Origin of the sequence: Flexivirga endophytica, from assembly GCF_014640635.1 — a bacterium.
Taxonomy (GTDB): domain Bacteria; phylum Actinomycetota; class Actinomycetes; order Actinomycetales; family Dermatophilaceae; genus Flexivirga; species Flexivirga endophytica.
In genome coordinates this window covers 488,764-503,720 of sequence record NZ_BMHI01000001.1, presented here as the reverse complement: position 1 = coordinate 503,720, position 14,957 = coordinate 488,764, and the positions used below count along the sequence as shown (strand labels likewise).

Here is a 14,957-nt window from a genome sequence, read left to right as displayed (position 1 = left end):
CGGTGGGCAACGTGGAACCCCACGTGAGAGCACGCAGAGTTTGGCACCATGATGCCGTGTCCGCACAGCAGCTCCCCTCCGACGTCAACTTCACCGGCGAGTTCCCGCCCGATCCGAACACCGCTCTCGGCCGGCTGGCGCTGCGCATCTGCATCGGCACCGACAGCCGCGAGGAGCTGGAGGACCGGCTGCGCTGGGAACTCGCCGGCGACGCCGCGCTCCGTGAGGCCGACATCACCGAGGAGGCCGTGCCCGGTGTCGTCGACTGGCTGATCCGGGACCACAACATCCAGGTGCCCTTCCCCAGCCAAATGGCGCTCGGACTGATCACCGCACTGGAGGAACTCACCGCGAGCGGGATCGTCTTCGGTTTCGGCGAGGGTCGTGACGTCCAGCAATCGCTGTCCGCGATCTCCGAAGCGGCGAACGTCCTCGCGGGAGAAGGCCATTCGATCGACGGTTACTGCTTCAGCACCGTCACCGACGTGGAGCGGATGATCTTCGAGCAACAACTCTTCGTCGCCTTCGGGGTCTTCAGCGAGACCGGCGAGGGCGCGGTGGAGGTCGGCGAACGTGTCGCCCGGAGGTTCGCCGCGCACGGCCTGCAGGTCGACTGGGACGGGACGGAGAGCCAGCGCATCCTGGTCCTCGGGAGTTATGCGGTGCCCTACGTCGACCTGGCCGACGAGGGCTAGTGTCGATGACCGTGGGCATCGGACACGGCGACGACGTAGACAGCATCAACGACATCAAGCACGGCGGCATCGACGCCGCCATGGACCGGCTCGGCGTCGAACAGTTGCGAGCACGCAGATCGGTCAAGTGGTCGGTAACCTCCGGGGATCAACTGGGCGCGTTCATCGCCGAATCGGATCTTCCGCTGGCGCCCACGGTGCGGGACGCCATCACCGCGGCGGTTGCCCAGGGCCTGACCGGTTATCTACCGGCCGTCGTCAGCGACGAGACCGCCGCCGCGTGTGCCGACTTCCAGCAGCGCCGCTTCGGCTGGACGGTGGATCCCGGTCACGTGCAACTGCTTCCGGATGTGCTCGGCGCGTTCGCGTTCACCATCGGTCATCTGGTCGGGCCCGGGACGCCGGTGGTGTTGCCGACGCCGGCATACATGCCGTTCCTGGAGTTGCCCGGCGCCCTGGGCACAGAGTTGCGCACGCTCCCGATGGATCAGGTCGACGGCCGCTTCGTCCTCGACCCGCAGCGACTGGCCGCCGCCCTCGACGGCGGTGGGCTGCTGGTGCTGATCAATCCGCACAACCCGGCCGGTCAGGTCGCGACCGGCGACGAGCTGCTGGCCGTCGCCGACGTCGTCGAGGCGACCGGCGCAACGGTCTTCGCGGACGAGATCCACTCTCCCCTGGTCTATCCCGGGCATCAGCACATTCCGTATGCCGCCCTGGACGAGCGCACCGCGGCACATACCGTCACTGCCGTCTCGGCGTCGAAGGGCTGGAACCTGCCGGGCCTGGCATGTGCGCAGCTCATCATGACCTCCGCGGAGCACCGGCGTCGCTGGTCGGCGTCGCCCTTCGTGGTGCGGCACGGCACGTCGCCGCTCGGAGCGGTCGCCGCGTCGGCGGCATACAGCGTGGAGGGTGTGGCGCACCTGGACGCGGTCGTGGACTACCTGCGGCGCGGTCGCGACCTGTTCGCCGACCGGATCGCGAAGGCCCCGTCGATCGGCTACGCGGCCCCCGAGGCGACATACATCCACTGGCTGGACCTGCGGAAGGCCGACATCGACCCGGGTGAGGTCGCAAAGCGCACCGACGTGCTCGGCACGAACGGAACCGCCTGTGGCACAGCGGGATTCCTGCGTCTGACGCTGGCCACGTCGCATGCGGTGATCGGTGAGATCGCCGACCGACTGGTCGGTCTTGTTGACTGAATCGGACATGGAGCCGGGGCCCCCGCGAAGTATTCGGAGGAGCGCAGCGGGGGAGAAACTTCGTGGGGTTAGATGACCCGCAGCTGAGTGGTCTCCGGCATGGCCTTGAGGTCGGCGACCGCGGCATCGGGCAACTGCGCGACATCGGTGACGACGTAGCCGTTCTCGCCGCGCGTGTTGAGCAACTGGCCTTCGATGTTGACGCCGTGCTCGGCGAGGATGCTGTTGACCTTGGCCAACACGCCCGGGGTGTTGCGGTGCAGGTGGGTGATGCGCCGGCCACCCGGGCGTTCCTCCATCGACAGGGACGGCAGGTTGACGCTGAGCGTGGTGGTGCCGCGGCTGATGTAGTCGCGCAGCTTGCTGGCGACGAAGCGGCCGATGTCCTCCTGCGCCTCCTCGGTCGACCCGCCGATGTGCGGGGTCAGGATGACGTTGGGGATGCCCTGCAACGGCGACTCGAACGCCTCGCCGCGCTTCTTCGGCTCGGTCGGGAAGACGTCGACGGCAGCACCGGCGATGTGCCCGGACAGGAGGTTCTCGCGCAGTGCGTCGTAGTCGACGACGAACCCGCGGGAGAGGTTCAGGAAGAGCGAGCGCTCCCGCATCTTGGCGAACTGCTCGGCGCCGAAGAACCCGGCGTTGCCCGACCGGCCGTCGACGTGCAGCGTGATGACCTCGGCGGTCTCGAGCAACTCCTCGAGGCTGTCGCAGCGGTGCGCGTTGCCCATCGCGAGCTTGTCGTCGGTGTCGTAGAAGAAGACCTGCAGACCCAGCATCTCGGCGACGACGGACAGTTGCGAGCCGATGTTGCCGTAGCCGACGATGCCGAGCTTGCGGCCGCGGATCTCGTGGGATCCCTTGGAGTTCTTGTCCCAGACGCCGTCGTGCAGCGAGCTGTCCTTCTCGGTGAGCCGGCGGGCCATCGCGATGATCTCCGCGACTGCCAGCTCCACGACGCTGCGCGTGTTGGAGAACGGCGCGTTGAAGGTGGCGATGCCACGAGAAGCCGCGTCCTCCAACGCGATCTGGTTGGTGCCGATGCAGAACGCACCGATCGCGGTCAGCCCGCTCGCCTTCTCGAGCACGCCGGACGTGATCTCGGTCTTGGACCGGATACCGACGAGGTCGACGCCTTGCAGGGCGTCGATCAACTCGGACTCGTCGAGAGCCCCGGTCCGGGTCTCGACCTCGAAACCTGCTTCGCGCAGGATCGACTCGGCGAACGGGTGGATGCTTTCCAGGAGCAGCGCCTTCACAGGCGGCAGTCTCCCACTGGGCGCCTCGCGGCCTCACAGCGCGTCCGGAATGCGGGCGACGCATCCGGCATACGGGCGGCTACACGGTGGCGTTGCCGATGAGGTGCACCCGTATGCCGAGCTCGTCGAATATCGCGGCCTTGGCGGCGAGCGCGCGGTCCGCGGTCTCCCCGTCCGGCGCGTAGGTGACGCAGAGGTGATTGGCCTTGTGACGCGCCATGAACTGATCACGGGTGACGCCGTGCAGCACCGCGTGCATGATCGGCCACTCCGGGTTCGTCGCGTTCAGCCGCCGCTGCGTCTCCTCCTCGGGCAGCTCGACCGCCGTCAGCCGGCCGATGTCCGCGTGCAGGACGCCATCCATGATGAAGACGCGCGACCAGACGACCTCGCCCGGCTTCGAGACACCGGCGAGCGTCCCACCGCCCAGCGGGAAGAACATCGGGTTCTGCCGCTTGGAGTACGACTTGTCGTAACCGCCGTGGTGGGAAGCCGGCACCGAGCCGGAGATCTCCATCACCCAGACGAACCGCCCGTCATACTCCTCCCCCCAGCGGATGTCGTGCAAGGTCGTCGCCGGGTCGAGACCCATCGCGGTCCAGATCCGGTTGGTGGCAAGGGAATCCACCGCCACTCCCCAGTCGACCTCGTTGAAGTGCGGCAGCGCCTTCCCGGCATACAGCTCGCGTGAACCGTCCCGGCTGAAGGCCGGCGGGCGCTGCACGTTGTTCAGCAGGCCCTCGGCGAGGTCGCTCGCGGGGACGGTGTCCTTCAGCCCCTGCTGGTACTGGATGCCGACCGCGTCGAGCCCGAAGTCGTCGGAGATGCGCAGCGCGGCGATGTACATCTTGTACTGGCTGATCAGTTGCGCCTTGGTCAGCTCGGTCGCCTCGTCGGTGCCCAGGTGGAAGGTCATCCCCCGGTCGATCAGCCACTGGTGCACACCCTCGGCCTCGTCGTCGGTCACCTTCTGCATCTCAGCGACCAGCGCGCTCTGCGACAGCCGCTCCTTGTAGATGCCGAGCGGGTTGATCAGCTCGTCGTCGAAGATCGCGTTGTACATGCCCATACAGCCCTCGTCGAAGACGCCGGCGATGGCCTTGTCCGCCTTCAGCTGCCGGGCGAGTGCGACGCCGAGCTCGCGTTCGGGGCTTTCGGGTTGTTCGCCGAGGTCGTGGACATGGCTCTGGTCGTGCACGATGGTGCCGGTCTCGAACCAGGTCCGCAGTCCGTTGCGCGCCCAGTCGTCGGTGAAGTCCTTGCTCCACAACGCCGAGTGGTCGACACCGGCTTTGGTCAGGCTGGCCGTCAGTCCGAGCAGGCCGACCAGGCCGGGGAAGTCGCCGACCCAGTTGGCGACCACGAGAATCGGTCCGCGGTGGCTGCGCAGTCCGGCGAGCACGTGGTGGCTGTACTGCCAGACCGCCTCGACGACGATCAGCGGCGCGTCCGGCGGGATCTGCTTGAAGATCTCCAGGCCGGCGCGCTGGCTGTCGATGAAGCCGTGCTTCTTGGCCTCGTCATACGGGTGGCCGCGGTGCACGGACCAGCCCAGCCCCTCCACGGCCGCGCCGAGGTCCCGCTCGAGCTTCTCCTGCACCGGCCAACAGGTTTCGTTCGCCGCGGGGCGCAGGTCGCCACTGGCCACCGTCCACACCTCACGCGGTGCTGCGGTCGGCTCCGGTCGCACGGCGGGCACGTCATACGTGGTCATTCGAGTCTCCTTCTGAAGCGGCGGGTGCGTGGTCGTCGGTGTCCGCGGACGCGAGCGCGTGCGCGATGTCGCGGGTCCTGTCGTAGAGCTGCCGATAGAGCCGGTAGCGCTCGTCGTAGCGCCGTCGGTTGTCCGGGTCGGGCCGGCAGATGGTGCGCGGCGGGTTCCAGTCGCGGATCGCGACGTCACTCACCTGCGTAGCTGCCAGGTATGCCGCGCCGTATGACGCACCGATCGTGCGCTCCGGGATGACTTGTTCCACCCCGGTCACATCGGTGACGATCTGCGGCCACAGGTCGGTGGCGAGGCCGCCACCGACCGCTACGACCCGACCGACCGAGGCGCCGGCATCGAGCATCGTCTCGATGTTGTGCCGCACGCCGAAAGCGGTGGCCTCCAACGCAGCCCGGTAGATGTGCGCTCGTCCGTGGGACAACGTGAGACCGGCGATGACACCACGCGCGGACGGATCCATGATCGGCGTCCGCTCACCCGCGAAGTAGGGCAGCATCAACAACCCCTCCGCACCGGCCGGCACCTCGGCTGCCTCCTGCGCCAGTTGCGCGTAGCCGACGCCACCGTAGAGATCACGCAGCCAGGCGGTGATCGCGCCCGAGGTCGCCATCCCGCCGGCCAGGCTGAAGGTATCCTGCAGCGCGCCGACCGGGCCCCAGAGCGCAGGGACCCGGACCGGTTCGGCGACCGTGTTGATCAGGAACATGGTGGTGCCGTACATCAGCATCAGGTCACCGGTGTTGTGTGCGTCGACACTGATCGCTTCGGACCAGGCGTCGATGGTGCCGGTGATGACCGGAATCCCCTCCGCCAGCGAGGTTCTCGCAGCCGCCTCGGCTGTGACACGGCCGGCGACCTCATCGGCCCAGCGCAGCGGGGGCAGCTCGATCCCGGGTGCGACCTCGCCGGCCCAGGGATCGATCCAGGAGTGGTCGTGGACGTCATACATCGGGGTGCTCTGGCTGGCCGAATGGTGGTCGAGGACGTATTCGCCGGTCAGCTTGCGCACCAGCCACGATGAGGGCATGAAAAGCCGGCGGGCGCGGGCGTAGACCTCCGGTTCGTGCTCCGCGACCCACGCGACCTTGGCACCCGCCGCCTGGCTGGACATCGCCGACCCGCACCGGCGCAGGATCTCCTCGGGCCCGTATCTGCTGTTGCAGGCCTCCTGCTGCGCTCCGGAGCGGGTGTCGACGCCATACAGGATCGCCGGACGCACCGGGTCGTCCTGCTCGTCGGTCAACAACACGCAAGGACCCATCCCGCTGACTCCGACGGCCGCTACCTGATGGACCGACCCACCGACGAGTTCGGTTGCCAATGAGCAGAATTCGTCCCACCACACGCGGCCGTCCATCTCGACCTTGCCGGGAGCCGGGCGTCGGACGTCGTGCTCCCGCGTCGCCGACGCCAACACCTCACCGTTGCTGCCGACGAGGACGCCTTTGCTGCTCGACGTGCCGATGTCGACCCCGAGGAAGACCTTGGTCATCCCGCCTCCTCCTGATCGCGGACGATCACCGACAGCACTCCGCCGCGCACCGGCAGGTAGGTCGCTTCGTCCTTCGTGATGTGCAAGGTGCCGAGGAGTTCTCCGGCCACCACCGGCCAGTCACCCGGCACCCGGTCGGTGACGATCAGCCCGCGTGCGATGTCGATCGTCGCGCGCGGCCAGGCCGAGACCATGCCGAACGCCGCCATCGAGCGGACGTAGTGGTTGCCGCACTCGACCTCGTTGAACGGGTTGCGTGCGGTGCCGTCATACCGGCTGCGCACGTCGGCCGCGATCTGCGCTGCGATCGCATGCTCGCCGACCTGCGCAAGACCCGTGGCGGCCGTGTACTCGATGCCGGTCCACACCTCGTTGCTGTATGGCGAAGGGCGTTCCGGACGCCCGCCGCGCGGGTAGCTGCAGTTCACCAGACCACGCTCCGCGCCCGACGCGAACGTCCGCAGGTGATTGAAGTGGCCGAGGAAGCTGTCGCGATGGTTGTGCTCCCAGATGCCGACCAGCGCGCGTCGCACGTTGCCGGGGTTCAGGCCGTGCTCGACATCTCCGGCGGTCGCCATCGTCACACCGGCGAGCTGGTCCCCGGCCAGGCCGAGGCCGAGCTGGAGGTCGGGATCGACGAGGTCGTCCGATCCCATGTCCGGGTTGTCGCCGGTGTGCCGGATCCGTAGTCCCTCCGCGATGTGGGAGTCGTCGCCCGGGGGCAGCACGTGTTGCTCGTAGAAGTCCCCGTTGAAGAGCTCCCCGTCGGTGGCGGACGCGCCGAGGTCACGCACTTTCGCGCAACGAGAGGCGAATTCGTCGTCCCCGACGACCTGCGACAACTGCGCCATCGCTCCGAGCGCAGCGAGGTACCAGGACTGGCCGACACCGTTGGGTCCGTAGTACTCGACGTCCATCGTGTTGTGCTGGCAGCCCTCCATCACACCGTCCTGGTCCGCGTCCCACCCGTCGGCGATCCACGCGAACTCCAGTGCCCGCCGAGCCGCCGGCCACAGCCGACGCAGGTGGTCGGTGTCGCCGGTCAGCTGCCAGGTGCGGTGCAGTCGGACCAGCGCGCCCATCTGGCCATCGGCAGCGGCCACCCGCCAGCCGGTCCCGTTGGTCTGCAGCGGCAGCTCGGCGCGGAAGCTCATCATGCCGCGCTCGTCCATGCTGTTCAGCAACTCGACCTCGCGCATGCTCCATGCGAGATCCGGGAAGAGCGCCTCGAGAGCGTACTGGTAGTTCCACACGTGGGTGCAGCTCCCGTGACAGCTGCCGTGGTCGTCGTTGCTGCCCTCCCAAGCCAGGAACGTGCCGTCCGCGATCCGGAAACAGGTGGTCGACTTCAGCACCGAGAGCGTCGACAGCACCGCGTCGGACACCGGCCCGGGCAGGTCGGACCCGGCGATCAGCTGGACGAATTCGCTTGTCCTGCGCTCCAAGTCGTCCATCCGGGGCAGCTCGACACGCAGCACCTCGGCAGCGTCGGCATACCGCTGCGTGTAGTGGTTGCCCACGATCTCGTCGCCGTAACCGAAGCGGGGCGCGGGCGCGAAGGCGTGCGTCCAAGCGCGGCGGTTCGGGAAGTGCCACGCGACGGCGAATGTCAGCTCGACGGTGTCACCCGGCTCGACCACGTCGCCCTGCACCAGCGACGCGGTCGGGACCCGCGCCGGCTCCAGCGGCTCGTCGAGCTGCCCGTCCGCCGACAGGTCATCCCAGAAGTCCAGCAGTGAGTCACCCCATGACCGGTGCGCCCAGGTGGTGCGCAGGCTCGACGCCGGTCGACCCCTGGTCGCCACCGCGAGGGTTCCCCACGACTCCGCGTCGGCCGACACCCGGGTGCCACGGCCGACGAGCATCGTTGCGCCGTCGAGCTCTTCGGCGGTGAAGACATTGCCGTCGGGCAACTGCTCGCCCGGCGTGTGACCGACGACGTTCGGCATGCTCAGGCACAGCGATGCCCGGACAGGTCGCAAGCCGGGGTTGTGCAACGAGACGCGCAGCAGCATCAGCGGTATGCCGCTGTCGTCCGCGGCACCGGGGACGAGCGGGTTCATCGCACCGACCGTGACGTGCAGCGGCACGTCCGGGTCGTGCAGGCGCACCTTCCCGAAGGGGTATGCCGCCTCGAACCTGCCGCCTGCGAAGCGGGGCAGTCCGCTGTGGGGCACTCCGCTCCCCCAGGAACCTGCCAACTCTCCTGGTAGCAAGGTGGATTCGACGACCCGTTGGACGACCCGTTCACCGTCGTCGGTGCGCAGCGCCAGGAAGGCACCCGGGTCGTTGCCCTTCGCCGGGCGGTTGAAAAGCTCCCAGTCCAGCAGCTGCCCGCGGCCACCGAAACTGACGGTGCCGGTGCCGATTCCGCCGACGGGCATCGCGATGCGTTCACACTGCGCACCGTCGTAGGACCGGGTCACCGGCCATTGCGAGAGTTTCATCGCCGCGTGTCACCCACGATCTGCACGGTGCGCAGCGAGAAGTCGTAGTCGGACATGCCCGCGGGCGCGCAGGGGCACACGTTGGACTGCAGCCAGGCGGACTTGCCGTTCTTGGAGATGAACTTCGACGGCAAGGACAGTCCGTAACCACCGAACTTGTCCGTCGTCCACGGATAGGCACCGAAATCAACTGAATTGGTGTGCGTCCACGAACCCCATGGTTGCTTCGCAACATAGAACTCGAAGGTGTTCTCGGTCCACGACGTGTAGAGGTAGCGATGTTGTGACGGCAGGTAGACGACGCCCCCCTGACTGATCACCGAGTGGCCCAGGAGGCTGCGCCGGGTGTCGGTCAGCACCGGCTGCTTCTCCGCAATGCGCGTGGTCCACGTCGGCTTGTCGTGCGAAGTTCCCTGGTAGAACTCCCATTTCGACCGATCCTGCACGTCGTCGCGCGGCACCCGGGCGAGGAAGAGCTCGGTCGGATCCGGCACCACATCGCTGTAGGAGTCGCGCCAGTTGCCGTCCAACCCATAGGCGTACACATAGCCGTCGTGAGCGTGCCGGTAGCCCTTGCCGTAGTCCAGGAACATCACCGTGGTGAAGACACCGTCGGAAAACATCGGCTTCTTGGTGTCCCATTCCCAGTGCACGCCGTCGTTCGACGACGCGATGGTCGATGCCGGCGCCTGGTTGAAGTCGCCGGAGAGGTCCTCGACAGCGAGGTACTTCTTGTCACCGACGCACGCCATACCCGTCGGCTTGCGGGTGAAGCCGGAGCCGGACCACACCTGCCCGAGGGCGTCGCCCTGCGCGAGGTTGGTGCCGTCCAGCCCGCTCTCCGGCGTGCCGGAGATGCGGGTGACCCCGATGTCCGATCCGGAGCCGCCGAAACCCTTTCCGTCACCGTATGCGGCATACACCTGCCCGTCGCGGCCCCAGCAGTTCGGCCACAGGTCACCGTCGGCGCCGCCCTTGACCGTAGGAGCATCGGCGACCTCCAGCCGCACCGAAGGCTGGTCGCCGCGGTCCGACTGCGCCTTGGCCGCCGAGGAGGCGCCGACACACGCCGTGCACGACACCAGTGCCGCGAGCAAACCGCCGGCCGCACGTATCCGCCGCGGCGTCATAGCAGCGCCTCCATCGGCTCTCCGGTGATCTCGAGCTGCTCCGCGGTCGGGACGGCGGGTCTGTTGGTCACCGGCCGGTCGAGGTAGAAGAAGGCCGTGGACGCGATGTCGTCGGTCAGCGGCCGGTAGAGGTGATGCGGCCGCCAGCCGAGCGCCTGGATGTCGACCGTCAGGTCCTTCGCGAAGTGGATCGGATCCGGCACGTGCCAGCGATACATGCCGAAGCGTTGCTGGGAGTGATAGAGCCCGTCGGGAGGGATCACCTGCGGCATTCCCAGGTATGGCGTGGTGTATGCCGTGTAGCCGCTGCCGGGAACGTCGAAGTTCCACGCTCCGCCGAAGTAGTCCTCGGTGCCGGTGCCGCAGATCGTCGGATGGCCCTCCGACGCGTCACCGTCGAGATAGAACTTGATCTCTCCCTCGCCCCACCAGCCGGGGCTGTTCACTCCCCAGGCCAGGTAGGTCCCCACGAAGTGCCCGCGACCCTGCACGTCGGTCACGATCGGGTGGGTCTCCTTGTACGGCAGCGGGTTCGAGCGGTGGAACTGTGCGTGCAGGTAACCGTTGTCGCGCTGGTCCCGGCCCGTCTCATAGGTGATCTGGTAGTAGACGGTCGCTGTGTCGGGCGAGAGGTTCTCGATCGTCATACGACCGGACTTCGTGAAGGGCATCGGCCAGTAACTGTTGAAACCACCGTTCGGGTTCGCGGCGATCATGCTCGACGAGACCTGCGCGAAGCTGCCCCAGCCACTGGCGAAGAAGTCACCGAGCGGCACCTCGATCGCCGGCTCGTCCGAGGCGTCCCAGTAGGCGCGCAGCACCAGGCTGCGCCAGTTGTCGCGGTGGGTGGTGAGCCAGATGTGTGTGATCGTGGCCGGCTGGTCGATGGCGGCGAGTTCGAACGTCTCGCGACCACCGACGTCCACGCTCGGAGAGACCTTCCAGCCGACCCCGAGTTCCGCGGCACATGCCGCGCCAGTGCCCTCGGTCGCTCGGGCGCCACCGCCCTTGCGGCCGTCGAAGTTCTCGGGCGAGATCGACCACGTCTGCACGTCGCGCAGCCGGGCGAGGTCATTGAACGTCATACGGATTCCCTCTCCAAGACATCATTTTCGGTGAATTCGATCGACAGTCGGCCGGTCTCGACCGCGCTCGTCCAGAACGCCGCGGCGCCCACCAGCGCCGCCGGCGCGGGTGCGAGCAGCAGCAACGAGGCGCTCAATTGCGTTGCCAGCCAGGCACCGAAGGCAAGCAGCACCGGGGCGGCCAGGAATCGCACCGGCCAGCGCACCGACAGCTCGACCGCGGTCCGCCACTGGGCGGTGCGGCTCAGGTGCGGCAGGCCGGTCACGAGGTGCAACATCGCAGCGGTCAATGGCAGCAGGCCGACCATGACCGCACCCGACACTCCGACGGAGGCGAGGACGACCGGCTGGCCGGTGCGCTGCCAGACCTGGACGGCGACCAGGAAGAGCGCGCCGGCGACGGCCAGTGGAAGGACAGCTGGTATGCCGTGGCGAACCCCCACCACGCACGCCCGCCACCATTGGCGGAAGGTCGCATCGTCCACTCCCACAACGGCGTTCGCGACGGCACCGATCGCGGCCGCGGCCGGTGCGACCAACATCGCCATGACCACTACGGAGAACGGCGTCGCTCCCGGAGCGACCAGCGCGGCGACACACGCGCTGCCGCACACCGCCGCACTGGCCAGGGTCAGCAACGGCAGGTGCGACCAGAGCCCTCGCATCGACCTGCGCAAGAGGACCCGCTGCTGGGCGGGCACACTCCCCACAGCACTCATCCGCGGATCCCCGCCGATGCAATGCTCGCGACGAAGGCACGCTGGAAGATCAGGAAGACGACCAGCACCGGCACCACCACCGCGGTGATCGCCGCGAAGACGACGACCGACGAACCGCCTTGTCCCGCTTGCAAAGTGACCAAGCCGATCGGCAACGTCATCTTGTCGTGACTGGACAGGAAGATCAGTGGACCGAAGTAGTTGTTCCACGACGCCTCGAACGTCAGGATCGCCATCGCCGCCAGCGCCGGACCACTGAGGGGCACGATCAACCGGAACAGGATCCACAGGTGGCTCGCACCGTCGATCCGTGCTGCCTCGTCCAACTCCTTCGGGATGGTGTTGAAGTACTGCCGGAAGAAGAAGATCGAGAAGACGTTGATCAGCGCAGGCAGCCAGAGCGCCTGCAGTGTGTCGATCATGTGCAGGTTCCGCATCAGGATGAAGACCGGGATGATCGTCATCTGCACCGGCACCATCAGTGCCGCGAGCATCAGTGCGAAGATCCGGTCCCGTCCACGAAACGGCAGACGCGAGAAGCCGTATGCCGCAAGGACACTCACCAGCAGCGACCCACCGGTCGAGATGACGGCGACGATGAGGCTGTTCAACGCCATCCGCCAGAACGGGATCAGCCCGTCGATGTCCTGGAAGTTCTGTGTCGTGAAGGGCTTCGGCAGCCAACCGGGCGGTATGCCGAACGCATCGCCCTCCTCGGTGAAGCTCTGCACCAGCAACCACACCAACGGCGCGAGCATCACGACGCCCAGCACGGCCAGGACCACACCCAGCAGCACCTGCCCCGGCGTGAAACGGCGACGCCGGCGGCGCGGCCTCGGCGCTGGGTCGTCGGCGGTCTCGACGCCGGTGGGCTTGGTCAGATCCACACTCATACGGAGTGCACCCACTTCTTGCTCGCCCAGAACTGCAGCGCGGTGACCGCGGCCATGATGGCGAAGACCAGCAGCGACACGGCGGACGCGTAACCGACCTGGAAGGACTGGAATCCCTTCTGGTAGAGGTACATCACGATCGTGAGGGTCGCATTGTCCGGACCGCCGTTGGGCGTGATGATCTGCACCGGGTCGAAGATCTGGAACGCCCCGATGAAGGTGATCACGCCGGCGAAGAAGATCGTCGGCGACATCAGCGGGATCGTGACGTTCCACAGCACCTGCCAACCGTTGCAGCCATCGGACCGGGCGGCCTCGATCAGCTCGCCGGGGACGGTCTGCAGTCCGGCCAACATGATGATGAACGTGAAGCCGATGGTGTGCCACCAGTCGATCGCGATGATCGCCGGGAGCGCCCAGTGCGGGTCGGTGAACCAGTCCGGTGACGTTATGCCGATCTCGCCGAGGTAGTAGGTGACGATCCCGAAGGTGGGATCGAGCACGTACTTCCACAGCAACGCGACGGCCGCCCAGGAGATCACGAACGGGAAGAACAACGACGTCCGCACGAAATACGAAAGCGCACGACTGGCGAGTCTGTTCACGCCGAGCGCCAGGAGGAACCCGCCGATCAGATGGGTGATCACCGAGGCGATCGAGAAGATGAACGTGTTGGCGAGCGCCTTGTAGAGCGTCGCGTCGCTGAACATCTGGGTGAAGTTGCCGATGCCGTTGAACTTCGACGGCGTCAGCATGTCCCAGCTGTAGAAGGACAGGATGATCGCGGCGACGAACGGGCCCAGGATGAAGACCACGAACAGCAGCGCTGCCGGACTGACGAAGGCGACACCCACCCAGCCGCGATGGCCCGCGCCCGTCGTGGTGACCTGCTCACCAGGGGCTGTGGTCACAGGAGCCCTTGGATATGGGTGTTCGCCTTCTTCAGCGCTGCCTCGACCGACGAGGTCCCGGTCAGCGCGGCCTGCCAGGCCTTGGTGACAGCGGTCTGCACCTCGGCTCCCTTGGCAGGGCTCGGGATCGGGGCGCCGTACGACACCGCCTTGGACAGCAGCTCCGAGCCCTTCGGCGCATCCTTGGTGAAGACCTTGCTCTGTGCGACCGAGGTGAGCGCCGGCACGTTGGTGCCACCGATGCTCGCGTAGAACTCACCGGCCTCCTTGCTCATCAACCATTTCAGGAACGTCCAGGCCATGTCCTTCTTCTTGGACGCCTTGAGGATGGGCCAGCCGTCCCAGCCGACCGGGGAGCCGTTCTCCTTGTTCTTCGGCCAGTTCACGATGTGCGTCTTGTCGACCATCTTCAGCCGGCGGATGTCCAGCGTCGGCCAGCGACCACCGCCCAGGGTTGCCAGCTTGCCCTTGGCGTATGCCGAGGGCGCGTCGAACGACCCGCCCGGTTTCGGCGAGTACCCCGCGTCGAGCAGCTTCTTGACGAAGGTCGCCGCCTCGATCGCCTCGGGTGTGTCGAAGGTGGCCTTCTTCCAGTCGGCGTCCATCGTCGACGCACCGTTGGTGAGCAGCCACGGCATGATGTCGACGAACGGGAAGCCGTAACCGATGCCGAGCATGTAGGCGCCGGTCTTCTCCTTGATCTGCTTGGCCGCCTTCTCGAACTCGTCCCAGGACCAGTCCGGCGCGGGCAGATCGACGCCGGCCTTGCTGAAAACCTCGGTGTTGCAATACATCACGACGGTGTTGTAGCCACCGGGGATGAAGTAGGTCCTGCCGTCCGGCGAGCCGTACTTCGTCGTCCATTCCTTCAGGTGCGGGTCGATTCCGGCGTAGAACGCGTCGGTGACTGATCTGTCCTTCTTGATGTAGGAGTCCAGCGGCTCGAGCAGCCCCTTGGAGGAGAAGAGTTGCTGTCCTTCGGTGGCCACGTCGACGATGTCCGGGATCTTGCCACCGGCGATCTGCGTCGAGACGGTGTTGGCGAAGGAACCCCAGTCCTTGGCCGCGATGCCGTTCGCCTTGATCTTGATGTCGGGATGCGCCTTGTTGAACGCGTCGAAGAGTTGGTTGAAGGCCTTCTGCTGCGTGGCGTCACCGAGGTAGACCAGCGACAGCTCGCCCTTGCCGGCTGCTTCCGGCCCGCCGCTGGAGCCGCCGCCGCAAGCAGCAAGGGATGACATGGCGGGCACTGCCGCCCCTGCACCCAGGAACTGCAGCACAGAGCGCCGGCTGGGGCGACTCGGCGACTCGGACTTCTTGTCGGTCATGGCATCTCCGTATGTGACTCGAACGGCATTGTGCAGTCGGCGGTGTGTGAGAAAACGTTTT

The 14,957-nt window shown here is 67.0% G+C and carries 12 protein-coding genes; 2 read left to right on the top strand and 10 right to left on the bottom strand.

What is annotated here, in order from left to right; translation table 11 throughout:
• Positions 1-56 precede the first annotated feature (56 nt).
• Both IEX71_RS02320 and IEX71_RS02315 read left to right on the top strand, forming a co-directional pair.
• A complete protein-coding gene (locus IEX71_RS02320) occupies positions 57-695 on the top strand; it encodes a DUF6891 domain-containing protein (protein ID WP_188835334.1) in 639 nt (212 codons plus the stop codon).
• A gap of 5 nt (positions 696-700) precedes the next feature.
• Positions 701-1,903, top strand: a complete 1,203-nt coding sequence (locus IEX71_RS02315) for a MalY/PatB family protein (protein ID WP_189428302.1) — start codon at positions 701-703, stop codon at positions 1,901-1,903.
• 68 nt (positions 1,904-1,971) lie between these two features.
• On the opposite strand, the gene serA is transcribed toward IEX71_RS02315, so the two are convergent.
• From serA to IEX71_RS02265, 10 genes are all read right to left on the bottom strand, one after another.
• Positions 1,972-3,162, bottom strand: a complete 1,191-nt coding sequence (gene serA / locus IEX71_RS02310; RefSeq protein WP_188835332.1) for a phosphoglycerate dehydrogenase — start codon at positions 3,160-3,162, stop codon at positions 1,972-1,974.
• Between the two features lie 79 nt (positions 3,163-3,241).
• Positions 3,242-4,876 carry a fucose isomerase gene (locus IEX71_RS02305; protein ID WP_188835331.1) on the bottom strand — a complete coding sequence of 545 codons (1,635 nt, stop codon included), beginning with the start codon at positions 4,874-4,876 and terminating at the stop codon, positions 3,242-3,244.
• Entirely contained in the window at positions 4,863-6,383 is a 1,521-nt protein-coding gene (locus tag IEX71_RS02300; RefSeq protein ID WP_188835330.1) for an FGGY-family carbohydrate kinase, read from the bottom strand. Before IEX71_RS02300 ends, IEX71_RS02305 begins: the two co-directional genes overlap by 14 nt.
• The gene (locus IEX71_RS02295; RefSeq protein WP_188835329.1) at positions 6,380-8,830 is read right to left on the bottom strand and encodes a GH116 family glycosyl-hydrolase; all 2,451 of its coding nucleotides are present in this window, start codon (positions 8,828-8,830) and stop codon (positions 6,380-6,382) included. The genes IEX71_RS02300 and IEX71_RS02295 overlap by 4 nt, the downstream gene beginning before the upstream one ends.
• Positions 8,827-9,960 carry a DUF5005 domain-containing protein gene (locus tag IEX71_RS02290; protein WP_188835328.1) on the bottom strand — a complete coding sequence of 378 codons (1,134 nt, stop codon included), beginning with the start codon at positions 9,958-9,960 and terminating at the stop codon, positions 8,827-8,829. Before IEX71_RS02290 ends, IEX71_RS02295 begins: the two co-directional genes overlap by 4 nt.
• Entirely contained in the window at positions 9,957-11,045 is a 1,089-nt protein-coding gene (locus IEX71_RS02285; RefSeq protein ID WP_188835327.1) for a glycoside hydrolase family 172 protein, read from the bottom strand. The genes IEX71_RS02290 and IEX71_RS02285 overlap by 4 nt, the downstream gene beginning before the upstream one ends.
• Positions 11,042-11,764 carry a hypothetical protein gene (locus tag IEX71_RS02280; RefSeq protein ID WP_188835326.1) on the bottom strand — a complete coding sequence of 241 codons (723 nt, stop codon included), beginning with the start codon at positions 11,762-11,764 and terminating at the stop codon, positions 11,042-11,044. The genes IEX71_RS02285 and IEX71_RS02280 overlap by 4 nt, the downstream gene beginning before the upstream one ends.
• Positions 11,761-12,657 carry a carbohydrate ABC transporter permease gene (locus IEX71_RS02275; protein ID WP_188835325.1) on the bottom strand — a complete coding sequence of 299 codons (897 nt, stop codon included), beginning with the start codon at positions 12,655-12,657 and terminating at the stop codon, positions 11,761-11,763. The genes IEX71_RS02280 and IEX71_RS02275 overlap by 4 nt, the downstream gene beginning before the upstream one ends.
• On the bottom strand, positions 12,654-13,568 hold the full coding sequence (locus tag IEX71_RS02270) for a carbohydrate ABC transporter permease (protein WP_188835324.1): 915 nt from the start codon (positions 13,566-13,568) through the stop codon (positions 12,654-12,656). The genes IEX71_RS02275 and IEX71_RS02270 overlap by 4 nt, the downstream gene beginning before the upstream one ends.
• Positions 13,565-14,896 carry an ABC transporter substrate-binding protein gene (locus tag IEX71_RS02265; RefSeq protein ID WP_229749388.1) on the bottom strand — a complete coding sequence of 444 codons (1,332 nt, stop codon included), beginning with the start codon at positions 14,894-14,896 and terminating at the stop codon, positions 13,565-13,567. The genes IEX71_RS02270 and IEX71_RS02265 overlap by 4 nt, the downstream gene beginning before the upstream one ends.
• Positions 14,897-14,957: the final 61 nt, after the last annotated feature.